Consider the following 26,073-nt stretch of genomic DNA (forward strand, 5'->3'; position numbering starts at 1 on the left):
CGCGGTGTCCCGGGTGGTGGGGTCGGCGGGTACGTCGGCTTCGCGGACGGGCCGGGCGGTTCGGGTGGCTCGGGCGGGGCGGGCTCCGGCGGGCGGTCCGCCGTACGGGACGGTGCAGCCGCGTCCGGTGCCGGGGCCGGGGCCGGGGTGGTCGAGCCCTGGGCCGTGCCGCTGGGCTCGCGCAGCCGGGTGAACCCGGCCTCGGCGTGCGCCTGGCTGGCGCAGGCGCTGTACTGCTCGGGGCCCGGCCTGACCGCGGCCCGGCTCGACCCGGCCGACGGCAGGGTGGCGTGGTCGGTACCGGCGTCCGCGGCACCGGGGCGTACGGCGGAGAGCGGGGCGCCGCTGTACGCCGCCGGGCTGGTGCTCGCCGCGGCGCCGGGCAGCGAGACGGTCCTGGCGCTGGATCCGGCCACCGGCGCGGAGCGGTGGAGGCGGAAGCTGCCGCAGGGCGCGAAGGTGGTGCCCGCCGGGCCCCAGACGCTCCTGGCCGCCCCGGACGGCGGCGTCACCGGCCTCGACTCGGCGACGGGAAGCCCGCGCTGGACCAAGCAGCTCGGCGGGCCGGGCTCGTTGTGGTGCGCCGGGCCCGAACTGCCCGGGGCCGGCGGCGCGGCCGTGCTGTACGTGGCGACGCCCGCGGCGGACGGCGCCTCGACCCAGGTGGCGGAGGTGGAACCGGCGAGCGGGACGGTCCGGCGGCAGCTGCGGGTCACCGGGCTGGTGGAGCCGGTCGGGGTCGCGCAGGGCGGGCTGTTCCTGCTGGAGAACGACAAGGCGTCGCAGGCGCGGGCGGTGGTCCGGATCGACCTCGGGACGCAGGCGGTGCGGCGGGCGCGGCTGTCCGCGCCGCTGCTCCAGGCGCAGGCGGGGGTGGGGGCGGACGGGACCGTGTACGTCTTCGGGACGTCGGGGGCGTTGGTGGCCGTACGCGGGGAGCGGGAGGAGTGGCGGCTGGAGACGGGGGTGACGGTGGCGTCGCGGCCGGTGCCGGGGGCGGGCCAGGTGTATCTGAGCGCGCCCGACGGGCGGTTGCTGGCGGTGGACGCGGCAGGCCGGCGGCTGGTCGGGCAGACCAGGCCGCGGATGGCGGACGGGCAGAACACGTACGCGGCGACGTTGCCGGCGCCGGTGGTGGGCGGGGACCGGGTCTTCGCCACGGCCCCCGACGGCACCGTCTTCGCGGCCCCGACCGCGAACCCGGCCTCCTGGTAAGGCCTGCCCCCACTCCGCGGCTCGACCCGGCCTCCCCGGTCGCGCGAGGGACGGAACGGGCTGGCATCCCGGCGGCTCCGCGCGGGTGCGCCCGAACACCGCGCGGGCTGGAGTGCCCCGGCCCGGTACCCGCCTGACGCGGCGCCACCGCCGCCCGGCGTCCGGCGTCCGCCACTGCCAACACCGCGCACCCTGGGGCGAAGCCCCGGAGCCATCGGCCGGAGCCGAAACCCACGCGGCCCGGGCGGGGGCCGCGCCCCGTGCGGCCCGGGCGGGGCCGGCCCGAGAGCGAGTCCGAGGGCGGCCGGCCCAAGTCCAGGGGCGGACCCTTCCCGGAGGCCGAGCGGGACCGACGCCCCCACGGCAGAGCCGCCGATCACAGCCCCGCGCGGCCTGGGCCGCGCGGGAAGAGCTAGCCGGGGCCGAGCCCCGTCCGGCCGGGCCAGGGCCGCGCGCGGGAAGGCCGGGCCGGGCGCGAGCCCCGTGAGGCCGGGCCCGGGCCGCGCGCCGAGACCGGGTCGGGGCCGAGCCCGTGCGGACCCGGCCGGGGGTCAGTTCAGCTTGGAGACGTCGCGGACCGCGCCCTTGTCGGCGCTGGTGGCCATGGCCGCGTAGGCGCGCAGGGCCGCGGAGACCTTGCGTTCGCGGTTGCGCGGAGCGTAGACGCCGCCCAGGGCCTCGCGGCGGGCCGCCAGCGTGGCCTCGTCCACCAGGAGCTCGATCGAGCGGTTCGGGATGTCGATGCGGATCCGGTCGCCGTCCTCGACCAGGGCGATCGTGCCGCCCGAGGCCGCCTCCGGCGAGGCGTGGCCGATGGAGAGGCCCGAGGTGCCGCCGGAGAAGCGGCCGTCCGTGACCAGGGCGCAGGTCTTGCCCAGGCCCCGGCCCTTCAGGAACGACGTCGGGTAGAGCATCTCCTGCATGCCCGGCCCGCCGCGCGGGCCCTCGTAGCGGATGACGACGACGTCGCCCGCCTTGACCTGCTTGGTCAGGATCTTCTCGACCGCCTCGTCCTGCGACTCGCAGACCACCGCCGGCCCCTCGAAGGTCCAGATCGACTCGTCGACGCCGGCCGTCTTGACCACGCAGCCGTCCTCGGCGATGTTGCCGCGCAGCACGGCCAGCCCGCCGTCCTTGCTGTACGCGTGCTGGACGGAGCGGATGCAGCCGTTCTCGGCGTCCAGGTCCAGGGAGTCCCAGCGCTCGGACTGGGAGAAGGCGGTGGCGGAGCGCTTGCAGCCGGGGGCGGCGTGCCACAGCTCCATGGCCTCCTCGGTGGCCGTGCCGGAGCGGGCGTCCCACTTGGCCAGCCAGTCCTCCAGGTTGGTGGAGTGGACCGTCGTGACGTCCTTGTTCAGCAGCCCGCCGCGGTGCAGTTCACCGAGGATGGCGGGGATGCCGCCGGCGCGGTGCACGTCCTCCATGTAGTACGTGCCGCCCGGGGCGACGTTCGGGGCGACCTTGGCCAGGCAGGGCACGCGCCGGGAGACCTCGTCGATGTCCTTGAGGTCGTAGTCCAGGCCCGCCTCCTGCGCCGCGGCCAGCAGGTGCAGGATCGTGTTCGTGGAGCCGCCCATGGCGATGTCGAGGGCCATGGCGTTCTCGAAGGCCTGGCGGGTGGCGATGTTGCGGGGCAGGACGGACTCGTCGCCGCCTTCGTAGTAGCGCTTGGTGATCTCCACGACCGTGCGGCCGGCCTCCTCGTAGAGGGCGCGGCGGGCGGTGTGCGTGGCGAGGACGGAGCCGTTGCCGGGCAGGGCCAGGCCGATGGCCTCGGCGAGGCAGTTCATGGAGTTGGCGGTGAACATGCCGGAACACGAGCCGCAGGTCGGGCAGGCGTTCTCCTCGATGCGCAGGACGTCGGCGTCGGAGACGTTCTCGTTCGAGGCGTCGACCATGGCGTCGATCAGGTCCAGCTTGCGCACCGTGCCGTCGACCAGGGTGGCCTGGCCGGCCTCCATCGGGCCGCCGGAGACGAAGACCACGGGGATGTTCAGGCGCATCGCGGCCATCAGCATGCCGGGGGTGATCTTGTCGCAGTTGGAGATGCAGATCAGGGCGTCGGCGCAGTGCGCCTCGACCATGTACTCCACGCTGTCCGCGATCAGGTCGCGGGAGGGGAGGGAGTAGAGCATGCCGGCGTGGCCCATGGCGATGCCGTCGTCCACCGCGATGGTGTTGAACTCGCGGGGCACGGCGCCGGCCGCGCGGATGGCGTCGGAGACGATCCGGCCGACCGGGGCGAGGTGGGTGTGACCGGGCACGAACTCGGTGAAGGAGTTGGCCACCGCGACGATCGGCTTGCCGATGTCCTCGCTCGCTACGCCCGAGGCGCGCATCAGGGCGCGCGCGCCCGCCATGTTGCGGCCGTGGGTGACGGTGCGGGACCTCAGCTCGGGCATCGGGTCTACTCCCCATGATCCATGGATGCGGATAAGGCTCACGTACGAGGCTACGCCTCATGCCTGCCATGCGGACACCTTGTCCGCATGGCGGGACGTGGGGGTCATTCCTCGGTCAGGTACCGCTGGAGGGTCGGGGCCACCAGGGTCACGATCTCCTCCGGCTCCGCGCTGGCCAGCGGCTCGACCTGGACGACGTAGCGCAGCAGCGCGATGCCGATCATGTGGGAGGCGGCCAGCTCGGCGCGGAAGGTGGGGTCGGGCACGTCGAGGTCGGCGGCGACCCGCGACAGCACGCGGCGCAGCACCAGGCCGCGCAGCACCTTGGCGGCGGCCTCGTGGGTGAGCGCCGAGCGGATGACGGCGAGGAGCGGGGCCCGGGTGGCCGGGTTCTCCCAGACGCCGAGGAAGTAGCGGGCCAGGCGCTCGCCGATGCCGTCGGGGCCCTCGCCCAGGAGGGCGGGGACGACCAGGGCGGGCTCCATCGTGACCTCGATCGCGGCGGCGAACAGGTCGTCCTTGGAGCCGAAGTAGTGGTGGACCAGGGCGGGGTCCACCCCGGCGGCCTTGGCGACGCCGCGGACGGAGGTCTTGTCGTAGCCGCGCTCGGCGAAGACCTGGCGGGCGGCGAGGCGGATCCGTTCCTGGGTGCTGGGGCCGTCGTCGGCCTCGTCCCGGGGCGGGCGGCCGGGACCGCGGCGGCGGCGCGGCGGCGACTGGTCGGACGGCTGGCCGGACGACCGGTCCGACGGCTGGCCCGACGACCGGCCCGACGACCGGCCCGACGACCGGTCCGACGGTGCCGCGGGCGCGGGCCGGTCCGGGGCCGGACCGGAGGCGGCGCCCCGAGCGGGGCCGGCAGCGGGACCGGGCACCGGTTCCTGGGCGGGGGCCGGGGCGGGCGTCATCGGCGCCGCGCCGGGTCCGTCGCGCCGGTCGAGGCCAGGTGCAGCCGGGTGAAGGCGAGCGCCTCGGCGAGGTCGGCCTCGCGCTCGGCCGACGACATGGCCCGGCGGGTGTTGACCTCCAGGACGATGTGCCCGTCGAAGCCGTTGCGGGCGAGGCGCTCCAGCAGCTCGGCGCACGGCTGGGTGCCGCGGCCCGGCACGAGGTGCTCGTCCTTGCCCGAACCGCTGCCGTCGGCGAGGTGGACGTGCGCGAGGCGGTCGCCCATGCGGTCGATCATGGCGGTGGCGTCGGTCCGGGCGGTCGCGGTGTGCGACAGGTCGACCGTGTAGTGCCGGTAGTCGTCCTTGGTGACGTCCCACTCGGGCGCGTACGCGAGCATCTCGCGGTCGCGGTAGCGCCAGGGGTACATGTTCTCCACGGCGAACCGCACGTCGGTCTCCTCGGCCATCCGCCAGATCCCGCTGACGAACTCGCGGCCGTACTGGCGCTGCCAGCGGAACGGCGGGTGGACGACGACGGTGGACGCGCCGAGCCGTTCGGCGGCCGACCGGGCCCGCTGCAGCTTGGTCCACGGATCGGTGGACCACACCCGCTGGGTGATCAGCAGGCACGGGGCGTGGATGGCGAGGACGGGCACGCCGTGCTGGTCGGACAGCCGGCGCAGGGCGTCGACGTCCTGGCTGACGGGGTCGTTCCAGACCATGACCTCGACGCCGTCGTAGCCGAGGCGCGCGGCGGTCTCGAAGGCCGTCGCCGTGGACTCCGGATAGACGGAGGCGGTGGACAGGGCGACCTTCGCGTCCGGGATGCGCACCACTGGTTCTGCCACGGGGACAGCGTACGGGGCGGCTGTTCGGGCCGCCGGTAGTGGTCGCGGGTAGGGTCGCGGGTAGGGGTCCCGGGAAGACGGGCCCCACCCGGCGCCCCCCGCGGCGGCCGGTGAGCGGGCCGCGCCGCGCGGCCCCCGCTCAGGCCGCCGGCACCGGCAGGTGGTCCAGGTGGCGCAGGATGACGCCCTCGCGCAGCGCCCACGGGCAGATCTCCACGTCGTCCACGCCGAACAGGTCCATCGCGCCCTCCGCGACCAGCGCGCCGGCCAGCAGCTGCGGGGCCCGGCCCGCGGAGACGCCGGGCAGGGTGCAGCGGTCGGCGACCGTCATCGTGGACAACCGGGGCACCCAGTCCTCCAGCGCCTTGCGGCTCAGGGTCCGCGGCACGTACAGGCCCTCGGCGGAGCGGGCGGCGCCCGCGATCCGGGCCAGCTGCTTGAAGGTCTTGGACGTGGCGACCACGTGGTCGGGTGCGCCGAGCCGGGTGATCTCGCCGACCGCCCGGGCGATCTGCGCCCGCGCGTGCCGGCGCAGGGCCCGGACGTCGTCCGGCTGCGGCGGGTCGCCGGGCAGCCAGCCCGCGGTCAGCCGGCCGGCGCCCAGCGGCAGCGACACCGCGGCGTCCGGCTGCTCGTCCATGCCGTACGCGATCTCCAGCGAACCGCCGCCGATGTCGAGGACCAGCAGCTTGCCCGCCGACCAGCCGAACCAGCGGCGTACGGCCAGGAACGTCAGCCGCGCCTCGTCCTCGCCGCTGAGCACCTGCAGGTCCACGCCGGTCTCGCTGCGGACCCGCTCCAGCACCTCGTCGGCGTTGGTGGCCTCGCGCACCGCCGAGGTGGCGAACGGCAGCACGTCCTCGCAGCCCTTGTCCTCGGCCGCCTGCACGGCGCCCGCGATGACCGACACCAGCCGCTCGACGCCCTCGGGGCCGACCGCGCCGTGCTCGTCGAGGAGCTCCGCCAGGCGCAGTTCCACCTTGTGCGAGTGCGCGGGCAGCGGGCGCGCACCGGGGTGCGCGTCCATCACCAGCAGGTGGACCGTGTTCGAACCCACGTCAAGGACACCGAGTCTCATGTGCGAAACGCTACTGGCACGGACGCGGACGGGTGACGTGAGGGGCGCTTACGCTTGGGTTTGTGCCAGACAAGAAGAAGGCCAAGAGCAAGAAGTCCGCCGGGACCGCCTTCCGCGGCGAGCCCGACGAGAAGGGCCTGGACTTCCCGCGGGCCTGGGTGGAGTTCCCCGACCCGGCCGACGACGAGCAGGTCTTCCGCTGCGACCTGACCTGGCTCACCTCCCGCTGGACCTGCATCTTCGGCCAGGGCTGCCAGGGCATCCGCGAGGGCCGCGCCGACGACGGCTGCTGCACGCTCGGCGCGCACTTCTCCGACGAGGACGACGAGGCGCGGGTGGCGGGGCACGTGGCCCGGCTGACGCCGGAGCTGTGGCAGTTCCACGACGTCGGCACCGCCTCCGGCTGGACGCAGCTCGACGACGACGGGGAGAAGCAGACCCGCCGCTGGCAGGGCTCGTGCATCTTCCAGAACCGGCCCGGCTTCGCCGGTGGCGCCGGCTGCTCGCTGCACATCCTGGCCCTGAAGGAGGGGCGCGAGCCCCTGGAGACCAAGCCGGACGTGTGCTGGCAGCTGCCGATCCGGCGTACGTACGACTGGATCGACCGGCCCGACGACACCCGGGTGCTGCAGGTCTCCATCGGCGAGTACGACCGGCGCGGCTGGGGTCCGGGCGGTCACGACCTGCACTGGTGGTGCACCTCGGCGACCTCCGCGCACGGGGCCGGCGAGCCGGTCTACGTCTCGTACCGGGCGGAGCTGACCGAGCTGATGGGCAAGGAGGGCTACGACGCCCTGGTCGAGCTGTGCGAGGCCCGGCTGGCCTCGCTGCTGCCGATGGCCCCGCACCCGGCCGACCCGCCGAAGCCGGCCTGAGCCGAAGCCGGCCTGAGCCGAAGCCGGCCTGAGCCGCGGCCGGCCTGAGCCGCGGCCGCCCCGGGCGTCGTCGTCAGCCGGCCGGGGCGGTGGGCGGGTCGGAGGGTGCGGTGCCGTCCGTGGGGCCGGGCTCCGGGGCCGGAGTGGTCGGCGTGGGCGTCGGGGTGGGCGTCGGGGTGGGGGTCGGCGTCGGGGTGGGCGTGGGCTCCGGCGGGCTCGGGGTGGGCGTCGGACCGGTGCTCGGCGACCCGGTCACGGGCGGCGTCGGCTGCGGCGTGGGGCCCGGCGGGGGCCCGGTCTGCCGGCCCGTGCCGCGTACGGAGATCACCGCGCCGGAGGGCTCCACCCCGACGCGGGCGGTCCATGGGCCGACCGGCTGGGCGGCGGGGTCCACGGTGATCCGCAGGGTGACCGATTCTCCGGGGAGCAGCCGTCCCGAGGCCTGACTGGCGTGCAGCCACGACGCGTCGGACCACAGGTGCCAGTCGACGGGGGCGCCGCCGGAGGCGGTGAGCGTCAAGAACGTGGTCCCGCCGCGCGAACCCGCCGTCACCGTGATCCGGCCGGGACCGGTGGTGGGCGGCGGGGAGCCGGGCGGGGGCGTCGGCGCCCCGGTGCTGAGGATCTCCACCGAGACGTCGGTGACCGCGCCGCCCGTGCCGAAGGTGGGCTCGGCCCCGCTGCGGGCGGCGTTGCCGGCGTTCTCGTAGGCGGTGAAGGGGCGGCCGTCGGAGTGGGTGGCCGGCGACTCGGACTCGCTGGCGGAGATCCGGGTGTGCCCGGGGCCGGTGTGCTCCTCGGTGTGGGGAGCGCCGCGGTACGCCGCCCACAGCGCGAGGACGGGGGCGGCGACGACGGTGGCGACCACGGTGGTGGTCACCGCGCGGGCCCGCAGCCGGTCGCGGCGGGCGGCGCGGTCGCGCGGGTCCATGGGGAAACCGGCGCGGTCGAAGCGGGGGCGCGCGGCCCGGCCGCGCGGGCGCCCGGCGCGCACCATCGCGGCGTGGACGGCCCGGCGGGGGGCGGCGACCAGCGGCAGGGCGGCGGTGTCGGTGGTCCCCGAGCCGGGCCAGGGGGCGCGGGCGCCGACGCGTTCGGCGACGCGGCGGCAGCGCGGGCAGTCGTCGACGTGGCGCACGAGCTCGGCGCGCAGGGTGGTGGACAGCAGCAGCTGGCTGTCGCCGGTGAGGCGGGAGACGGCGGGGCAGCCACCGGTCTCGACCACGGCGAGGGCGGCCCGGGTGCGCTCGACCTCGCAGGCGGCACCGGAGAGCAGTTCGCGGGCGTTGGCGGGGGCGGTGCCGAGGACGGCGGCCAGTTCGGGCACGGCGAGGCGGTGCCGGACGGCGAGTTCGAGGGCCTCGCGCTGCTCGGGGGTGGTCCCGGCGGCCTCGGGCCAGGCGAGCCGGGCCAGCTCGGTGCGGCGGTAGGCGTAGACGTCGAGCGCGGGGGCCGCGGCGGGTGCGGGGACAGGGGCGGCGGGGGCCGGGGGCGGGGCCGGGGCGGCTCCGGAGACCGGCAGCTCCCCGGAGACGGGGAGCGCCCCGGAGAGAGGGGGCGCACCCGCAGGGGCATGATGTGCGCCCCTGCGCTCCGGCGTACGCCGGACGCTGTGCGCGGCCCTGCCCTGCCGCTGCTCGGCGAGCGTGCGCAGACAGGCCCAGCGGGCGAGCGCGTACAGCCACGCGCGGCGGTCCGTCTCGTCCGGACACCGGCCGGGGTTGCGCTCGGCCACGGCCAGGACCTCGCCGAGCACGCTCGTGGCGGTGTCGTGGTCGCACAGGACCGAGAGGCAGTACGTGAACAGGCCGTCCAGATAGGGCTCGTGCCGGAAGGGGGGCGGCTGTTCCTCCTCGGGGGGCGTGCGCCCGTGCGCCCGGTGTGCGCCGGTGCGCGAAGCGGGGCGGGCCTGATTGCTGCTGCTCACCCGGCGAAGGTAGGGGTCGTGCGGGTGAGCGTCCGGAAGCCTTCAGCAGTTTTAACCCTTACGGGTGAAGAGATCGCACGAAGGGGGACAGCGGCCCTGACGCGGGGGCCCCGCGGGGGCCGCCGGCGTGGCCCGGCGCGACCGCCGTCGGGCCCCGGGGCGACCGCCGTCGGGCCCCGGGGCGACCGCCGTCGGCGGCGCTGTCGGTGGCGGCCGATACGGTGGGCCGCATGGCTGCTGCCCGTACCTCCCGTTCGTCCGCCAAGGACCGGCCGTCCTACCGCTGCACCGAGTGCGGCTGGACCACCGCCAAGTGGCTCGGCCGCTGTCCCGAGTGCCAGGCCTGGGGCACCGTCGAGGAGCAGGGCGCGCCCGCCGTGCGCACCACGGCGGCCGGTCGGGTCTCCACGGCCGCGCTGCCGATCGGCCAGGTCGACGGCCGGCAGGCCGCGGCGCGCTCGACCGGGGTCGACGAGCTGGACCGGGTGCTCGGCGGCGGACTCGTGCCGGGCGCGGTGGTGCTGCTGGCGGGCGAGCCGGGCGTCGGCAAGTCCACGCTGCTGCTGGACGTGGCGGCCAAGGCGGCGAGCGGGGAGCACCGCACCCTGTACGTGACCGGCGAGGAGTCGGCCAGCCAGGTGCGCCTGCGGGCGGACCGGATCAACGCGATCAGCGACCACCTCTACCTGGCGGCCGAGACCGACCTGTCGGCGGTGCTCGGGCACCTCGACGCGGTCAAGCCGTCGCTGCTGGTCCTGGACTCGGTGCAGACGGTCGCCTCGCCCGAGATCGACGGCGCGCCGGGCGGCATGGCCCAGGTGCGCGAGGTGGCCGGCGCGCTGATCCGCGCCTCCAAGGAGCGCGGCATGTCCACGCTGCTGGTGGGACATGTGACGAAGGACGGCGCGATCGCCGGTCCGCGGCTGCTGGAGCACCTGGTGGACGTGGTGCTCCACTTCGAGGGCGACCGGCACGCGCGGCTGCGGCTGGTGCGCGGGGTGAAGAACCGGTACGGCGCCACGGACGAGGTGGGCTGCTTCGAGCTGCACGACGAGGGGATCACGGGACTCGCCGACCCGTCGGGCCTGTTCCTGACCCGGCGGGCCGAGCCGGTGCCGGGCACGTGCCTGACGGTGACGCTGGAGGGCCGGCGGCCGCTGGTGGCCGAGGTGCAGGCGCTGACCGTGGACTCGCAGATCCCCTCGCCCCGGCGGACGACGTCCGGGCTGGAGACGTCCCGGGTGTCGATGATGCTGGCCGTGCTGGAGCAGCGGGGCCGGATCAGCGCGCTGGGCAAGCGGGACATCTACTCGGCGACCGTGGGCGGCGTGAAGCTGTCGGAGCCGGCCGCGGACCTGGCCGTCGCGCTGGCCCTGGCCTCGGCGGCGTCGGACACCCCGCTGCCGAAGAACCTGGTGGCCATCGGCGAGGTGGGGCTGGCGGGCGAGGTCCGCCGGGTCACCGGCGTCCAGCGGCGGCTGGCCGAGGCCCACCGGCTGGGCTTCACCCACGCCCTGGTCCCGGGCGACCCCGGCAAGGTCCCGCCGGGCATGAAGGTGCTGGAGGTGGCCGACATGACGGACGCCCTGCGCGTCCTGCCGCGCTCACGCCGGGCCGCCTCCAAGCCCCCGTCCGAGTCCTGACGGGCCCGCGCCGCGCGCGGCCTTTCGCGGGGCGCTGGGGGAAGCCCCGGCAGCGGCTGGGGTTGCGCCGGTAGACTTTGGGCTGGTCCGCCCGGCCCCGGCCCGGCGGCGCAACCCGCGACCGGAGGAGTGCAGTGGCAGCCAAGGACGGGGCAGCAGCACCCGGAAAGTCCGGCGCGAGCGCCAAGCACGAGGCACTGATGCGTGCCTCGCTGTCGGCCGTTGCCCCTGGTCAGCCGCTGCGCGACGGTCTGGAGCGGATCGTCCGCGGCAACACCGGCGGCCTGATCGTCCTCGGCATGGACAAGACGGTCGAGGCCATGTGCACCGGCGGCTTCGTCCTCGACGTGGAGTTCACCGCGACCCGGCTGCGCGAGCTGTGCAAGCTCGACGGGGCGGTGGTGCTCGACAAGGACATCAGCAAGATCCTGCGGGCCGGCGTCCAGCTGGTGCCCGACGCGTCGCTGCCCACCGAGGAGACCGGCACCCGCCACCGCACCGCCGACCGCGTGTCGAAGCAGTGCGGTTTCCCCGTCGTCTCCGTGTCCCAGTCCATGCGGCTGATCGCCCTCTACGTCGACGGCGAGCGGCGCGTGCTGGAGGAGTCCGGGGCGATCCTGTCCCGGGCGAACCAGGCGCTGGCCACCCTGGAGCGGTACAAGCTCCGCCTGGACGAGGTGGCCGGCACCCTGTCCGCCCTGGAGATCGAGGACCTGGTCACCGTCCGCGACGTCACCGCCGTCGCGCAGCGACTGGAAATGGTCCGCCGGATCGCGACCGAGATCGCCGAGTACGTCGTGGAGCTCGGCACGGACGGCCGGCTGCTCTCGCTCCAGCTGGACGAGCTCACGGTCGGCATCGAGCAGGAGCGCGAACTGGTCATCCGCGACTACGTCCCGGAGCCCACGGCGAAGCGTTCCCGCACCGTCGACGAGGCCCTGGCCGAGCTGGACTCCCTCACCCACGCCGAGCTGCTGGAGCTGCCGATCGTGGCCCGGGCGCTCGGCTACACCGGCTCCCCGGAGACCCTGGACTCGGCGATCTCGCCGCGCGGCTACCGGCTGCTGGCGAAGGTCCCGCGGCTGCCCGGCGCGATCATCGAGCGGCTGGTGGAGCACTTCGGCGGACTGCAGAAGCTGCTGGCCGCCAGTGTGGACGACCTCCAGACGGTCGACGGCGTCGGCGAGGCCCGCGCCCGCAGCGTCCGCGAGGGCCTGTCGCGACTCGCCGAGTCCTCCATCCTCGAACGCTACGTCTGAGCGCCGCCGCAGCCGCCGGACCCTCCGCGCCCTGCCCCGGGGCCGCCCCGGGGCGCTGCGCTCAGTCCTGCTTCAGTACGAACGAGGTGCGTGCCACCGGCATGCCCGGAGCCTTGACCTCGACCACGTAGGTGTCGGGTGCGGCGCTGCCCTGCGGCGGGCTCTGGCACTGGCCGGCCGCGCTGAACGAGCGGTCCCACTCCAGGGGTTGGGCGGTCCGGCTCTGCGCGGGCAGCCGGTAGAAGACGTTGCCCGCGCCGCTCGGGCAGTGGTCGGAGGACCACACCGCCTTGTTGCCGCTGGCCTGAAGGATCGTCACGACGGCCTGCCTGGGGCCGAGATCGGCCTTGCAGGTGGTGCCGGAGACGTTGCGGGTGATCAGCTCCAGCCGGGGGCGCTCGCCGGGCGCGTACTCGTTCTTGAGGCTGCGGACCTCCCACTGGAGGGCGTTCGGCGCGCAGGTGGGCAGCGGGGAGTCGGCCGGGACCTGGCCGCCGCCGGAGCCGGAGCCCGTGGCGGAGTGGGCGCCCTGGTCGCCGTTCTTGCCGGAGCCGCCCGCGGCCGCCCCCGGGTCCGTACCGCCCGCGCCCGAACCGGAGCCGGCGCTGCCGGAGCCCGTGCCGCCGCCCGACTCGTCGCGCCCGCCCGGGGCTTGGGTGATGGCGGGTCCGGTGCCGGGCGCGCCGGGGGTGATGGAGGCGACGGGATCGGGGCCGCCCTGCCCCTTGCCGTTCGTGGATCCGGTGCCGCCCCCACCGGAACTGACGGCCCATACGGCGAGCAGTGCCAGGAGCGCCACGACGGAAGCCAGCACCGCCCTCCGTCGCCAGTAGATGGAGGAGGGGAGTGGCCCGACCGGATTGCGCAGAGATCCCACGCAGGGAACTTTACGAGAATCCGGAGGCCGATCCGCGCCCTACATGCCGCCGCACACGGCGAGTTCTGCCGATGATCATCTCGCTTGGGCGTGTCGGGGACCAGATTCGGCCAACCGTGGCATGAAGCCGATCATCCACTTTGAGTACTGTCGGTCACCATGGACAGTTCGGACCTCTACCGCGACATCACCGGTGCCGCCCACTCCACCCCCGGCTGGCTGCAGACGGCCGTCGCATGGTGGACCTCCGCCGGGATCGTCCTCTTCGGCGTGCTCTTCGTCGCCGTCTGGTGGCGGGCGCGCGGCGAGGAGCCGCGCCGGGTCGCCGTCGCCGTGCTCGCGCCCCTGGCCACGGCGGTCGCGTACGTCGTGTCGGAGGTGGTGAAGTCCACCGTGGACGAGGAACGGCCGTGCCGGGCCGTCGCGGGCGCCGCCGCCTCGCTGATCCCCTGTCCCCCGTACGGCGACTGGTCGTTCCCGAGCAACCACTCGGCCATCGCCGGCGCCGCCGCCCTCGCCCTCGCCATGGCCTCGCGCCGGCTCGGCCTGCTGACGGTGCCGCTGGCGCTGCTGATGGCCTTCTCCCGGGTGTTCCTCGGCGTCCACTACCCCCACGACGTGGCGATGGGACTGCTCCTGGGCGGTTCCGTGGCCCCGCTGGTGGTCCTGGCGCTGACCGGCCCGGCCGCTACGGTCGTCCGCGCGATGCGCGCCGGCGGCGCCCGTGCCGCTGTCTGGTTCGCCGGGCCGGGCCCGGCGAACCAGGGCTGATCCGTGCCAGGATGCGTCTGTCATGACTGCTTCCGCATCCGCCCCCGCCGCCGCGTCCTCCGCCTCCCCCTCCCCCGCCTCCGCGTCCTCCGGCGCGGCCGGTCCGGGTCCGGGCCTGCCGGACGCCGCCGGCGCCCGCGCCCTGCACTCCCCCGTGATCGCCTGGTTCGAGGAGAACGCCCGCGACCTGCCGTGGCGCCGTCCCGAGGCGGGCGCGTGGGGGGTCATGGTCAGCGAGTTCATGCTCCAGCAGACCCCGGTCAGCCGGGTCCTGCCGGTCTACGAGCAGTGGCTCGCCCGCTGGCCCCGGCCCGCCGACCTGGCCGCCGAGGCACCCGGCGAGGCCGTCCGCGCCTGGGGCCGGCTCGGCTACCCGCGCCGGGCCCTGCGCCTGCACGGTGCGGCCGTGGCCATAACGGAGCGGCACGGCGGCGACGTACCGCGCGAGCACGCCCAGCTGCTCGCCCTGCCCGGCATCGGCGAGTACACGGCCGCCGCGGTGGCCTCGTTCGCGTACGGCCAGCGGCACCCGGTCCTGGACACCAACGTCCGGCGCGTCTTCGCCCGGACCGCGACCGGCGTGGAGTACCCGCCGAACGCCACCACCGCCGCCGAACGCCGCCTGGCCCGGGCCCTGCTGCCCGCCGACGACGAGACGGCGGCCCGCTGGGCGGCGGCCTCGATGGAGCTGGGCGCGCTGGTGTGCACGGCCAAGAACCCCGACTGCGCCCGCTGCCCCGTGGCGGGCCTGTGCGCGTGGCGGCTGGCCGGCAAGCCGGCCCACGACGGGCCGCCGCGGCGCGGGCAGACGTACGCCGGCACCGACCGGCAGGTGCGCGGCAAGCTGCTGGCGGTGCTGCGCGAGGCGACCGGCCCGGTGCCCCAGGCGATGCTCGACGCGGTGTGGAACGACCCGGTGCAGCGGGCCCGCGCCCTGGACGGACTGGTCTGCGACGGCCTCGTGGAGCCGCTCGCCGACGGGTTCTACCGGCTGCCGCTCACGTGATCGCCCAGGGTCCCCCGACATGAACGCGACGTGATCGAAAACTGACGCACAGGTTCCGCTTCTACCGGGGAAACCGCAGCTCACAGGCGTTGTTACACAACCTATGGGTGTCCGTGCGCCCATCGAGGTCTGGCTCGCACAGCCTCGTGACAACCCCTCCGTACCTTCGGATCCGTCAGAACGGGACAGGACACGGAGGGCGGTCTGAGATGGCGCACGGCGAGGTACTCGAATTCGAAGAGTACGTCCGCACCCGGCAGGACGCCCTGCTGCGCAGCGCCCGCCGCCTGGTCCCGGACCCGACCGACGCGCAGGACCTGCTCCAGACCGCGCTGGTGCGCACGTACGGCCGCTGGGACGGCATCGCCGACAAGTCCCTCGCCGACGCCTACCTGCGCCGCGTCATGATCAACACCCGGACCGAGTGGTGGCGCGCCCGCAAGCTGGAGGAGGTCCCCACCGAGCAGCTCCCGGACGCCAGCATCGAGGACGGCACCGAGCAGCGGGCCGACCGCGCCCTGCTGATGGACATCCTCAAGGTGCTCGCGCCCAAGCAGCGCAGCGTGGTGGTGCTGCGACACTGGGAGCAGATGAGCACCGAGGAGACGGCCGCGGCGCTCGGGATGTCGGCGGGAACCGTGAAGAGCACTCTGCACCGCGCCCTGGCCCGGCTCCGGCAGGAGCTGGAGAGCCGGGACCTGGACCTGCGCGCCCTGGAGCGCGGTGACCGCAGCCTGCAGCACGAGGGGCGGGAGCGGTGCGCGGCCTGAACGGCAGAGGTTCGCTGGTACTGATGTCGGCGGGGACGGTCGTCCTCGTCGGCACTGTGCTGTTCGTGGTCGGGTGCTCCGACGGCGGTACGGGACTGCGCGACGGCGGGCCGGCCCGCACCGACCAGGTCGCCAAGACGGCCCCGCCCCCGACGGACGGCCGGCCCACCCCCTCGCCCTCCGGCCTGAAGAAGATCGACCCGGTGGCCCTCATCAAGGCGGACCCCAAGGTCAGCTCGGCCGTCAAGCGCGACCTCAAGCCCTGCACGGGCAAGGAGTACCCGATCGACGTCAGCTACGGGAAGGTCACCGGCAGCCCGGTGGTCGACGTCGTCGTCAACGTCCTGTCCTGCGCCGACGCCGTCGGGCTCGGCTCGTACGTGTACCGCGAGGACAGCGGCAAGTACGAGAATGTCTTCTCGGACGAGCAGCCGCCCGTCTACGCCGAGATCGACCGCGGCGACCTGGTGGTCACCAAGCCCGTGTACGGCAAGACCGACGCGCTGGCCTACCCCTCGGGGGAGGACGTGATCACCTACCGGTGGAACGGGGAGAAGTTCCTGGAGCACGACCGCGTGCACACCGAGTACAGCAACGTGGTCGACGGCGGCAGCCAGCCGGCCCCGGCCGCGACGGCGAAGAACTGACGAAGACCCGACGAAGAGCTGACGAAGAGCTGGAGGCGAGGCTTTCCGCATGGCCGAGACCCATGTCCTGTTCGTGGAGGACGACGACGTCATCCGCGAGGCCACGACCCTGGCGCTGGAGCGCGACGGGTTCGTGGTCACCGCCATGCCCGACGGGCTGTCGGGCCTGGAGTCGTTCCGGGCCCACCGGCCCGACATCGCGCTGCTCGACGTGATGGTCCCCGGCATGGACGGGGTCAGCCTGTGCCGCCGCATCCGTGACGAGTCGACCGTGCCGGTGATCATGCTGTCGGCCCGCGCCGACTCCATCGACGTGGTCCTCGGCCTGGAGGCCGGCGCCGACGACTACGTCACCAAGCCGTTCGACGGCTCCGTACTGGTCGCCCGGATCCGCGCGGTGCTGCGCCGCTTCGGCCACGCGGGCGGCCCGGGCAACGGCGCCGCCGCCGAGGACAACGGCTCCCCCGAGCGCGGCGTGCTGTCGTTCGGCGACCTGGAGGTCGACACCGAGGGCATGGAGGTCCGCAGGGCCGGCGCCCCGGTGGCCCTGACCCCGACCGAGATGCGGCTGCTGCTGGAGTTCTCCTCCGCCCCCGGCACGGTCCTGTCCCGCGACCGGCTGCTGGAGCGGGTCTGGGACTACGACTGGGGCGGTGACACCCGCGTCGTGGACGTCCACGTCCAGCGGCTGCGCACCAAGATCGGCCAGGACCGGATCGAGACGGTCCGGGGCTTCGGATACAAGCTCAAGGCATGAAGCGGTTCACCCTGCGCACGGGGATCCGCTGGAAGATCACCATCGCCATCGCCGCCGTGGGCGCGCTCATCACCCTCGCACTGAGCCTGGTGGTGCACAGCGCGGCCCGGGTCTCGATGCTGGAGAGCGCCCGCGAGACCCAGCTGGACCGGGTCCAGTACATCTCCCGCAACGCCGAGGCCGGCCGCAAGCCGCCCATGGGTGCCAAGCTCAACGACCCCGAACTGCCGCAGGAGCTGCGGGACAAGGCCCGCTCGGGCCGGCGCGGCACCTACGTGCAGGAGAAGCCGCGGGGGCTGCCCGAGGTGTGGGCGGCGGTGCCGCTCGGCAACGGGCAGGTGCTGTCGCTGCACAGCCAGTTCCGCGAGAGCGCCAACATGATGCGCGACCTGGACCGGGCCCTGGCGATCGGCTCGCTCGCCGTCGTCATCGGCGGCTCGGCGCTCGGCGTGCTCATCGGCGGCCAGATCTCGCGCCGGCTGCGCCAGGCCGCCGCCGCGGCCGGGAAGGTGGCCCTCGGCGACCCCGACGTCCGGGTGCGGGACGCCGTGGGCGGCGTCGTGCGCGACGAGACCGACGACCTGGCGCGGGCCGTGGACGCCATGGCCGACGCGCTCCAGCAGCGACTGGAGGCCGAGCGCCGGGTCACCGCCGACATCGCGCACGAGCTGCGCACCCCCGTCACCGGCCTGCTGACCGCCGCCGAACTGCTGCCGCCCGGCCGGCCGACCGAGCTGGTGCGCGACCGGGCGCAGGCGATGCGGGTCCTGGTCGAGGACGTGCTGGAGGTGGCCCGGCTGGACAGCGCCTCGGAGCGGGCCGAGCTGCAGGACGTGGCGCTGGGCGAGTTCGTGGCCCGCAGGGTGTCGGCGCTGATGCCGGAGGCGTCCGTACGGATCGTCGCCGACGAGATCGTCAGCACCGACCCGCGCCGGCTGGAGCGGATCCTGGGCAACCTCCTGGCCAACGCCGGCCGTTACGGCAAGCCGCCGGTGCAGGTGGACGTGGAGGGCCGGGTCGTACGGGTCCGCGACCACGGCCCGGGCTTCCCCGAGGCCCTGCTGCGCGAGGGCCCGAGCCGCTTCCGCACGGGCTCCACCGACCGCGCCGGGGTGGGCCACGGCCTGGGCCTGACCATCGCCGAGGGACAGGCCCGCGTCCTGGGCGCCCGCCTGACGTTCCGCAACGTCGCCGGCCCCGGCGGCACGGACCGCGAGGGCGCGGCCGCGGGCGCGGTGGCGGTCCTGTGGCTCCCCGAACACGCGCCGACGACGACGGGCAGCTTCCCGGTGATCGGGGTTCCCTGACGGGGGTGCGGGGGGGCGCCGGACGGCAGCGGGGGACGCGAGGGGCCACGGGCCGTTCGCACGGCACGGCCGATGTCTTAGCATCCGTGCCATGACTGACGGTACGGATCGCCCCCAGACCCCCCAGCAGAACGGCGGCTACGGCTACCCGCCGGGGCAGATACCCGGCGGCGGCTACGGCTACCCGCAGACCGGGCAGCCGGGGCCGTACCAGCCGCAGCCGGCCCCGGGCCCGGGCCAGTTCGGGGACCGGCCGGGCCCCTTCGGTGCGGAACCCGGGCAGTTCGGGGCGGAGCCGGGGCAGTTCGGGGCGGAGCCGGGCCAGTTCGCGGCGCAGCCGCAGCCGCAGCCCTTCGGCGCGCAGCCGGAGCCGGCCGCGTTCAGCCCGAGCCCGCAGCCGGACTGGCAGGCCCTGGCCGACGACAACGACCGCCGGCGCTCGCGGCGCAAGGCGATGATCGTCGCAGGCTCGGCGGTCGCCGTGGTGCTCGCGGTGGTCGGCGGCTACCTGGCCCTCGGCGGCGGCTCGCAGAAGGGTCCGGACAAGCCGAACACGGCGGCCTCCGGCTCGGCCTCCCCGAGCCCCTCGAAGTCCGAGGACAACTCCCCCACCGTGGGCGGCAACCCCAAGCTGCTGCGCGACCGCGGCAACGCCGGCCCGCCGGTGCACCTGGCGCTGTCCCAGGACGTCGACGTCTTCACGATGGACAACCGCGACGAGATCCGGCTCAAGGGCGGCCCGGAGTCGTACGCGCAGGGCCCGGAGCAGGCCGTCGACGTGACGAAGAGCTTCACCATCACCACCCGCGTCTACACGGTGGTGGACAACGGCTCGCGCATGGCGATCAGCCAGGGTGACGGGAACTCGTTCTCGTTCGAGCTCGGCTTCGAGGCGGGCGGCGGCAAGAAATCATGGGTCTTCCGGGTGCAGACCGGCGACCAGGGCGCCGCCGCGACCACCCAGCAGGTCGTCGCGGACGCGGGCGCCGACCCGGAGAGGAAGTGGGTCCAGCTGACCGGCACCTACGACGCCGGCACGAAGACGATCACCCTGTACGTGAACGACAAGCCGGCCGGTCAGGCGCAGGTCCCCGGCATCTGGGCGGGCCCGGGCCCGCTCCAGCTGGGCCGGGCCCGGCACCACGGGGTGTGGAGCGGCTCCTGGGTGGGGTCGATGGACCGCATCCGGTTCTGGGACAAGGTGCTGACCCCGCAGCAGGTGGCGACGCTGGACTCCGGCAAGCTCGACGCGCTGGGCAAGCCGACCCACGCCTGGCTGATCTGACGCCGGGGCGTCAGAGGCGGACGCCCGCCTTGCTCAGGAAGGCGACCGGGTTGACGGCCGAGCCGTAGTTCGGGGTCGTGCGGATCTCGAAGTGCAGGTGCGGGCCGGTGGAGTTGCCGGTGTTGCCGGACAGGCCGATCTGCTGCGCGGTGGTGACCTTCTGGCCGACCTTGACCTGGATCTTCGACAGGTGGGCGTACTGCGAGTACGTCTTGTCGGCGTGCTTGATCACGATGGCGTTGCCGTAGGCCGGGCCGTCACCTGCGCCGTTCCCGCCGGCCTTGACGACGACACCGCCGTGCACGGCCTTGACCGGGGTGCCGACCGGGACGGCGAAGTCCTGGCCGGAGTGCTTGTGGGACCACAGCGAGCCGCCCTTGCCGAAGGTGGCGGACAGCGTGTACTTGGCCAGCGGGGCGCCCCACACGGCCGACTTCCCGGCCGCGGTCCCGGCGGCGGACCCGGCGGCGGAGGCGGTCCCGGCGACGCCGAACGCGAGCGCGGCTCCGACACCGGTGGCGACGACGGCGGTGCGGATGCGGCGGGTGCGGGCGCTGCTCACGGACATGGGGGATCCTCCGGGGACGGTGCTCGGGTGGCGCCCCGAAGCGGGGCCCGTCTTTGGTAACCCGAGCCCGGCGGACTTCCCAAACCTCCCTTTTACTACCGAAGGTCGTAGCAGGGGGGTGTGTGGCCCACCTGGTTGACGGCTCCTTCCTGCGGTGACACCCCTACCGGCATATGCCGATGATCTACGAATTGAACTCGTAGGTCCGATTTGTTCTGTGCGGCTTGTCACCGCGCGAGGACCCCGGACCCCCCGCTTCCGGACCAAAGTCCCGCAACCCTCGCTACGCTCACGCGTCGTGGACGCATCGATGGTGGGGATCCGGCTCGCGTCGAGCACGCTGACGCCGCTGCTCAAGAAGTTGTTCCGCCCGCCCGGGGACGGGGCCGGCCTGGTGCACGAACCGGTCCGCCTGTCCTCCTACGTCTCCTGGACCGAGAAACGCGCCCTCGACCAGGCCGACCTGGACAAGCTCGCCACCACCTTGGTGGCCCGCGCGCTGGCCGCACCGGGCGAACGCCCGCTGCCCAAGGGTGAGGAGGCGGGGGTGGCCACCGCCCTGGCCGTCACCCTGCACGCGCTCGGCGACCTGACCATGACCGACGCCCAGGCCGTCGCCCTCGGCCCGGCCGCCTTCGCGGCGGCCCTGCGCGCCCAGGCGCCCGACCTCGGCCTGTCCCGGGACGCCGCGCTCTTCCACGAGCGGCTGCTGCAGACCGCCTGCCTGCACATCCTGACCTTCTTCACCCAGCGCTCCACGTTCGTCCCGGCCACCCTCGTCGACCAGTCCCGCCGGCTCGCCGAGGTCGCCGCCGCGCTGGACGACGTACGGGACCGGCTGCCCCGGCAGGACGCCCGGGACCTGGCCTTCGAGGCGGACTACCGGACGTACGTGGCCCGCCGGTACGGCACCCTCACCATCTACGGGCTCGACCTGGAGCCCGGCACCGAGCGCTGGCCCCTGGACACCGCCTACGTCAGCCTGGAGGTCACCGCACTGCCCTCCGGCGACCCGGCGGCCCCGCCCGCCCCCGACCTGCCGGCGCTCTGGCAGCGCGCCGTCCTGCCGCCCGCGCGGGCCTCCCGCGGCCCGCACCGGGGCCGCGTGATGCTGCGCGGCGAGGCCGGGTCCGGCAAGACCACCCTGATCCAGTACCTCGCGGTGACCGCCGCCCGCTCCGCGGACGCCCTCGTCCCCTTCGTCCTCCCGCTGCGCACCCTCACCCGCCAGGGCGAGCGGTTACCCACCCCCCGGGACTTCCTGGCCGCCGCGGGCTCGGCCCTGGCCGGCAGCCAGCCCGAGGGCTGGGAGTCACGGGTGCTGCGGGCGGGCCGGGCCATGGTGCTGGTCGACGGCATCGACGAGATCCCCGAGGCCGAACGGCCGGGCGCCCGCGCCTGGCTGGCCGAGCTGATCACCGCCTTCCCCGACAACGCCTGGCTGGTCACGTCCCGCCCCGCGGCCGTCCGGGCCGACTGGCTCCGCGGCGAGCAGTTCACCGAGACGACCCTGGCCCCCATGAACCGGGAGCACGTCCGCACCTTCATCGACCGCTGGCACGACGCCGCCGTCACCGGCGACCCCCGCCGCGACGCCGACCTCCCGCACCTGCGCGACCAGCTGCGCCAGGCCGTGCGCGGCAAGCCCGAGCTCGCCCGGCTGGCCACCAGCCCTCTGCTGTGCGGGCTGATCTGCGCCCTGCACCGCGAACGCCACGGCTTCCTGCCCTCGGGCCGCAAGGAGCTGTACACGGCCGCCCTGTCGATGCTGCTGCACCGCCGGGACCGCGAGCGGCGGGTACGGGCCCCCGAACTGGGCGAGGAGCCCCAGCTCCAGCTCCTCCAGCGCCTGGCGTACTGGCTGATCCGCAACGGGCGCACCGAGCTGGCCCGGGACCGGGCGGAGGAGCTGATCGCGGCCGCGCTGCCGGCCGTACCGGAGGCGGCCCGCACACTGGGCGACGCCCGCAGCGTCTGCCAGCACTTCCTGGAGCGGACCGGCCTGCTGCGCTCCCCCACCGAGGACACCGTGGAGTTCGTCCACCGCACCTTCCAGGACTTCCTCGGGGCCCGGGCCGCCCTGGACGAGGGCAGCACCGGGGAACTGGCCCGGCACGCCGACGACGACCAGTGGGAGGACGTCATCCGCATGGCGGTCGCCCAGGGCCGCCCCCGCGAACGCGGCGAGATCATGCGCGCCCTCCTGGACCAGGGCACGACCCGCTCGTCCCTGCTGGCCGTGGCCTGCCTGGAGTACGCGGCGGAGCTGGATCCGGGGCTGCGGAAGGAGGCCACGGCGGCCCTGGCGCGGCTGTGGCCGCCCGCCGATCCCGCCGCCGCCGAGCAGCTGGGCAACGCCGCCGGACCGCTGGTGCTCGACGTCCTGCCCCATCCGATGGCCGGCGACCACCGGACGGCCCGGCTGGCCATGTTCGCCGCCGCCGGGACCGGCTCCGAGCCCGCCGTGGACCACCTGTCCCGCTACGTCAGCCACCCCTCCGCGCAGGTGCGCGAGCAGCTGCCGCAGTTCTGGCCCCGCTTCGACACCGCCCTGTACGCCCGCGAGGTGCTCGCCCGGCTCGATCCACCGCCGGGGCGGCTGCGGCTGGTGTCCGACGCACAGCTCGCGCACCTGCCGGTGTTCGACCATCCGCCCGCCCTGCACGTCCTGGGGGACGTCACCGCGGCCGGCCTGACCGCGTTCGCGCGGCGGTACCCGGTGGCGGAGCTGGTCCTGTCCCGGCTGCCCCAGGTCGACGTGCTGGAGCTCCGCCGCTGCACCACCGTACGGAAGCTGACGCTGGACGCCTGGTCGGCACTGGAACAGGTCCAGGGCCTGGACGCCCTGACCGGGCTGACCGGGCTGCCCGTCGAAGAGGTGGAGCTCAACCTGATCAACCCGCTGCGCCTGGGACCGGTCCTGCGCAGCTGGTCGCGGCTGCGGGCGTTGCGGCTGCTCGGCCGGGCCGACTGGTCCGTCCACGACCTGCCGGACGGTGTGCGGGTGCTCGACCCCGGATACGCCTGGCGGCCGACCGGCCGGGCCGACTGGGAGGCCCTCGCCCGGCTCGGGCAGCTCCAGGAGCTGACCGTCAGCGTGGACGTCCTGGAGGCGCTGGCCGACCACGCCCGGCTGCCCGCGCTGAAGGTCCTGTGGCGCTACGAGGACGACTACGTCGCCCCGCGGGTCCTGGAGAAGCTGCGCACGGCCTTCCCCGGCGTCGAGCTGCGGATCGTGCCGCAGGCCTACGACATGTAGCCCGACGGCGGCTCCTGCGAGAACGGGGCGGCCCCGGGCCCGTGAGGTCCCGGGGCCGCCCCGTGGTGCGCCGCAGCCGTGCCGGCTCAGGCGCCCTTGCTCAGGTCCGGTCCCGGACCCGTCGCCTCGATCGGCGGGACGTCGGGCAGCGCCGACTTCTCCTCGCCGCGGAAGGTGAACTTGATGTTCTCGCCCTCACCCTCCGTGCCGACGACGACGATGTGACCCGGACGCAGCTCGCCGAAGAGGATCTTCTCCGAGAGCACGTCCTCGATCTCGCGCTGGATCGTGCGGCGCAGCGGGCGGGCGCCCAGGATCGGGTCGTAGCCGCGCTTGGCCAGCAGAAGCTTGGCCTCGCCGCTGAGCTCGATGCCCATGTCGCGGTCCTTGAGGCGCTCGTCCACCTTGGCGATCATCAGGTCGACGATCTGGATGATGTCTTCCTGCGACAGCTGGTGGAAGACCACCGTGTCGTCGACACGGTTGAGGAACTCGGGGCGGAAGTGCTGCTTCAGCTCCTCGTTGACCTTGGCCTTCATGCGCTCGTAGCCGGTCTTGACGTCGCCCTGGGCGGCGAAGCCCAGGTTGAAGCCCTTCGAGATGTCCCGGGTACCCAGGTTGGTCGTCATGATGATGACCGTGTTCTTGAAGTCCACGACCCGGCCCTGGGAGTCGGTCAGGCGACCGTCCTCCAGGATCTGGAGAAGGGAATTGAAGATATCCGGGTGGGCCTTCTCGACCTCGTCGAAGAGGACGACGGAGAACGGCTTGCGGCGCACCTTCTCGGTGAGCTGGCCGCCCTCTTCGTAGCCCACGTAGCCGGGGGGCGAACCGAAGAGGCGGGAAACCGTGTGCTTCTCGCTGAACTCCGACATGTCGAGGGAGATCAGCGCGTCCTCGTCGCCGAAGAGGAATTCGGCGAGCGTCTTGGACAGCTCGGTCTTACCGACACCGGACGGGCCGGCGAAGATGAACGAGCCACCGGGACGCTTGGGGTCCTTCAGGCCGGCGCGGGTGCGGCGGATCGCCTGGGACAGGGCCTTGATGGCGTCCTTCTGACCGATGACGCGCTTGTGCAGCTCGTCCTCCATGCGGAGCAGTCGGCTGGACTCCTCCTCGGTCAGCTTGAAGACCGGGATGCCGGTCGCGGTCGCGAGGACCTCGGCGATCAGCTCGCCGTCGACCTCGGCGACGACGTCCATGTCGCCGGCCTTCCACTCCTTCTCCCGCTTGGCCTTCGCGGCGAGGAGCTGCTTCTCCTTGTCGCGCAGGGACGCCGCCTTCTCGAAGTCCTGCGAGTCGATCGCGGACTCCTTGTCCCGGCGGACACCGGCGATCTTCTCGTCGAACTCGCGCAGGTCCGGCGGAGCGGTCATGCGGCGGATCCGCATCCGGGAGCCGGCCTCGTCGATCAGGTCGATCGCCTTGTCCGGCAGGAAGCGGTCCGAGATGTACCGGTCGGCGAGGGTGGCCGCCTGGACGAGGGCCTCGTCGGTGATGGAGACGCGGTGGTGGGCCTCGTACCGGTCGCGCAGACCCTTGAGGATCTCGATGGTGTGCGGCAGCGACGGCTCGGCGACCTGGATGGGCTGGAAGCGGCGCTCCAGGGCCGCGTCCTTCTCCAGGTGCTTGCGGTACTCGTCGAGCGTGGTCGCGCCGATGGTCTGGAGCTCACCGCGGGCCAGCATCGGCTTCAGGATCGAGGCCGCGTCGATGGCGCCTTCCGCGGCACCCGCACCGACCAGCGTGTGGAGCTCGTCGATGAACAGGATGATGTCGCCGCGGGTGCGGATCTCCTTGAGGACCTTCTTCAGGCGCTCCTCGAAGTCACCGCGGTAGCGGGAGCCGGCGACGAGCGCACCGAGGTCCAGGGTGTAGAGGTGCTTGTCCTTGAGGGTCTCGGGCACCTCGCCCTTGACGATCGCCTGGGCCAGGCCCTCGACGACCGCCGTCTTGCCGACGCCGGGCTCGCCGATGAGGACCGGGTTGTTCTTCGTGCGGCGGGACAGCACCTGCATGACCCGCTCGATCTCCTTCTCGCGCCCGATGACCGGGTCGAGCTTGGACTCGCGGGCCGCCTGGGTGAGGTTGCGGCCGAACTGGTCCAGGACGAGCGAGGTCGAGGGGGAACCCTCGGCCGGGCCGCCTGCCGTGGCCGCCTCCTTGCCGCCGCCGGAGTAACCGGAGAGCAGCTGGATGACCTGCTGCCGCACCCGGTTGAGATCGGCGCCCAGCTTGACGAGGACCTGGGCGGCGACGCCCTCGCCCTCGCGGATCAGACCGAGCAGGATGTGCTCGGTGCCGATGTAGTTGTGGCCGAGCTGGAGGGCCTCGCGGAGCGACAGCTCCAGGACCTTCTTGGCACGAGGGGTGAAGGGGATGTGCCCGGACGGGGCCTGCTGGCCCTGGCCGATGATCTCCTCCACCTGCTGGCGGACCGCCTCAAGCGAAATGCCGAGGCTCTCCAGGGCCTTAGCGGCGACACCCTCACCCTCGTGGATCAGACCCAGGAGGATGTGCTCGGTGCCGATGTAGTTGTGGTTGAGCATCCGGGCTTCTTCCTGAGCCAGGACGACAACCCGCCGCGCGCGGTCGGTGAACCTCTCGAACATCGTTATTCGCTCCTCAGAGCGGTCGGGCAGTACGGGGTCGGTCCCCGCCCTGTCCTTCCGCATGCTAGTCCCGACGG

At 74.1% G+C, this 26,073-nt stretch carries 19 protein-coding genes and 1 pseudogene; 12 read left to right on the plus strand and 8 right to left on the minus strand.

What is annotated here, in order from left to right; translation table 11 throughout:
- The coding region (locus LG632_RS11475) for an outer membrane protein assembly factor BamB family protein (protein ID WP_226726866.1) at nt 1-1,215 on the plus strand (1,215 nt) is incomplete at its 5' end.
- A 551-nt stretch (nt 1,216-1,766) separates the two neighbouring features.
- Here LG632_RS11475 and ilvD read toward each other — a convergent pair.
- The 4 genes and pseudogenes from ilvD to LG632_RS11495 form a co-directional block, all read right to left on the minus strand.
- Nucleotides 1,767-3,617, minus strand: a complete 1,851-nt coding sequence (gene ilvD, locus LG632_RS11480) for a dihydroxy-acid dehydratase (protein ID WP_226726867.1) — start codon at nt 3,615-3,617, stop codon at nt 1,767-1,769.
- A gap of 104 nt (nt 3,618-3,721) precedes the next feature.
- Nucleotides 3,722-4,327, minus strand: a pseudogene (locus tag LG632_RS11485) (TetR/AcrR family transcriptional regulator); the annotation flags it as partial.
- 194 nt (nt 4,328-4,521) lie between these two features.
- Nucleotides 4,522-5,355 carry a sugar phosphate isomerase/epimerase family protein gene (locus LG632_RS11490; RefSeq protein ID WP_226726868.1) on the minus strand — a complete coding sequence of 278 codons (834 nt, stop codon included), beginning with the start codon at nt 5,353-5,355 and terminating at the stop codon, nt 4,522-4,524.
- 139 nt (nt 5,356-5,494) lie between these two features.
- Nucleotides 5,495-6,433 (minus strand): Ppx/GppA family phosphatase, encoded by a 939-nt coding sequence (locus LG632_RS11495; RefSeq protein WP_226726869.1) that lies wholly within the window; start codon nt 6,431-6,433, stop codon nt 5,495-5,497.
- A 62-nt stretch (nt 6,434-6,495) separates the two neighbouring features.
- On the opposite strand from LG632_RS11495, the gene LG632_RS11500 reads away from it, so the two are divergent.
- Nucleotides 6,496-7,308, plus strand: a complete 813-nt coding sequence (locus LG632_RS11500) for a DUF3109 family protein (protein WP_226726870.1) — start codon at nt 6,496-6,498, stop codon at nt 7,306-7,308.
- A 73-nt stretch (nt 7,309-7,381) separates the two neighbouring features.
- On the opposite strand, the gene LG632_RS11505 is transcribed toward LG632_RS11500, so the two are convergent.
- Nucleotides 7,382-9,235, minus strand: coding sequence for a BACON domain-containing protein (locus LG632_RS11505; RefSeq protein ID WP_226726871.1), 1,854 nt, complete (start codon nt 9,233-9,235; stop codon nt 7,382-7,384).
- A gap of 230 nt (nt 9,236-9,465) precedes the next feature.
- Here LG632_RS11505 and radA point away from each other — a divergent pair, with 230 nt between their 5' ends.
- Together radA and disA are read left to right on the plus strand one after the other, a co-directional pair.
- Nucleotides 9,466-10,878 carry a DNA repair protein RadA gene (radA, locus tag LG632_RS11510; RefSeq protein ID WP_226726872.1) on the plus strand — a complete coding sequence of 471 codons (1,413 nt, stop codon included), beginning with the start codon at nt 9,466-9,468 and terminating at the stop codon, nt 10,876-10,878.
- Nucleotides 10,879-11,012: 134 nt separating this feature from the next.
- A complete protein-coding gene (disA, locus tag LG632_RS11515; protein ID WP_125646829.1) occupies nt 11,013-12,137 on the plus strand; it encodes a DNA integrity scanning diadenylate cyclase DisA in 1,125 nt (374 codons plus the stop codon).
- A gap of 61 nt (nt 12,138-12,198) precedes the next feature.
- On the opposite strand, the gene LG632_RS11520 is transcribed toward disA, so the two are convergent.
- Nucleotides 12,199-12,951: a hypothetical protein gene (locus LG632_RS11520; RefSeq protein ID WP_308108251.1), complete on the minus strand. Its 753-nt coding sequence runs from the start codon at nt 12,949-12,951 to the stop codon at nt 12,199-12,201.
- Nucleotides 12,952-13,173: 222 nt separating this feature from the next.
- On the opposite strand from LG632_RS11520, the gene LG632_RS11525 reads away from it, so the two are divergent.
- From LG632_RS11525 to LG632_RS11555, 7 genes are all read left to right on the plus strand, one after another.
- On the plus strand, nt 13,174-13,785 hold the full coding sequence (locus tag LG632_RS11525) for a phosphatase PAP2 family protein (RefSeq protein ID WP_226726874.1): 612 nt from the start codon (nt 13,174-13,176) through the stop codon (nt 13,783-13,785).
- 22 nt (nt 13,786-13,807) lie between these two features.
- Nucleotides 13,808-14,791: an iron-sulfur binding domain-containing protein gene (locus LG632_RS11530; RefSeq protein ID WP_226726875.1), complete on the plus strand. Its 984-nt coding sequence runs from the start codon at nt 13,808-13,810 to the stop codon at nt 14,789-14,791.
- 209 nt (nt 14,792-15,000) lie between these two features.
- Nucleotides 15,001-15,561 (plus strand): SigE family RNA polymerase sigma factor, encoded by a 561-nt coding sequence (locus tag LG632_RS11535; protein ID WP_226726876.1) that lies wholly within the window; start codon nt 15,001-15,003, stop codon nt 15,559-15,561.
- A gap of 23 nt (nt 15,562-15,584) precedes the next feature.
- On the plus strand, nt 15,585-16,208 hold the full coding sequence (locus LG632_RS11540) for a hypothetical protein (RefSeq protein WP_226726877.1): 624 nt from the start codon (nt 15,585-15,587) through the stop codon (nt 16,206-16,208).
- A gap of 49 nt (nt 16,209-16,257) precedes the next feature.
- The gene (cseB, locus tag LG632_RS11545) at nt 16,258-16,965 is read left to right on the plus strand and encodes a two-component system response regulator CseB (protein ID WP_226726878.1); all 708 of its coding nucleotides are present in this window, start codon (nt 16,258-16,260) and stop codon (nt 16,963-16,965) included.
- The gene (gene cseC, locus LG632_RS11550) at nt 16,962-18,272 is read left to right on the plus strand and encodes a two-component system sensor histidine kinase CseC (RefSeq protein WP_226726879.1); all 1,311 of its coding nucleotides are present in this window, start codon (nt 16,962-16,964) and stop codon (nt 18,270-18,272) included. Before cseB ends, cseC begins: the two co-directional genes overlap by 4 nt.
- 91 nt (nt 18,273-18,363) lie before the next feature.
- Nucleotides 18,364-19,557, plus strand: coding sequence for a LamG domain-containing protein (locus tag LG632_RS11555; RefSeq protein ID WP_226726880.1), 1,194 nt, complete (start codon nt 18,364-18,366; stop codon nt 19,555-19,557).
- Between the two features lie 10 nt (nt 19,558-19,567).
- Here LG632_RS11555 and LG632_RS11560 read toward each other — a convergent pair whose 3' ends face one another.
- Nucleotides 19,568-20,125 (minus strand): M23 family metallopeptidase, encoded by a 558-nt coding sequence (locus LG632_RS11560; protein WP_226726881.1) that lies wholly within the window; start codon nt 20,123-20,125, stop codon nt 19,568-19,570.
- Nucleotides 20,126-20,423: 298 nt separating this feature from the next.
- On the opposite strand from LG632_RS11560, the gene LG632_RS11565 reads away from it, so the two are divergent.
- On the plus strand, nt 20,424-23,384 hold the full coding sequence (locus LG632_RS11565) for an NACHT domain-containing protein (protein WP_226726882.1): 2,961 nt from the start codon (nt 20,424-20,426) through the stop codon (nt 23,382-23,384).
- 86 nt (nt 23,385-23,470) lie between these two features.
- Here LG632_RS11565 and LG632_RS11570 read toward each other — a convergent pair whose 3' ends face one another.
- Nucleotides 23,471-25,996, minus strand: a complete 2,526-nt coding sequence (locus LG632_RS11570; RefSeq protein WP_226726883.1) for an ATP-dependent Clp protease ATP-binding subunit — start codon at nt 25,994-25,996, stop codon at nt 23,471-23,473.
- Nucleotides 25,997-26,073: the final 77 nt, after the last annotated feature.

Source organism: Streptomyces antimicrobicus (genome assembly GCF_020532625.1).
Taxonomy (GTDB): Bacteria; Actinomycetota; Actinomycetes; order Streptomycetales; family Streptomycetaceae; genus Streptomyces; species Streptomyces antimicrobicus.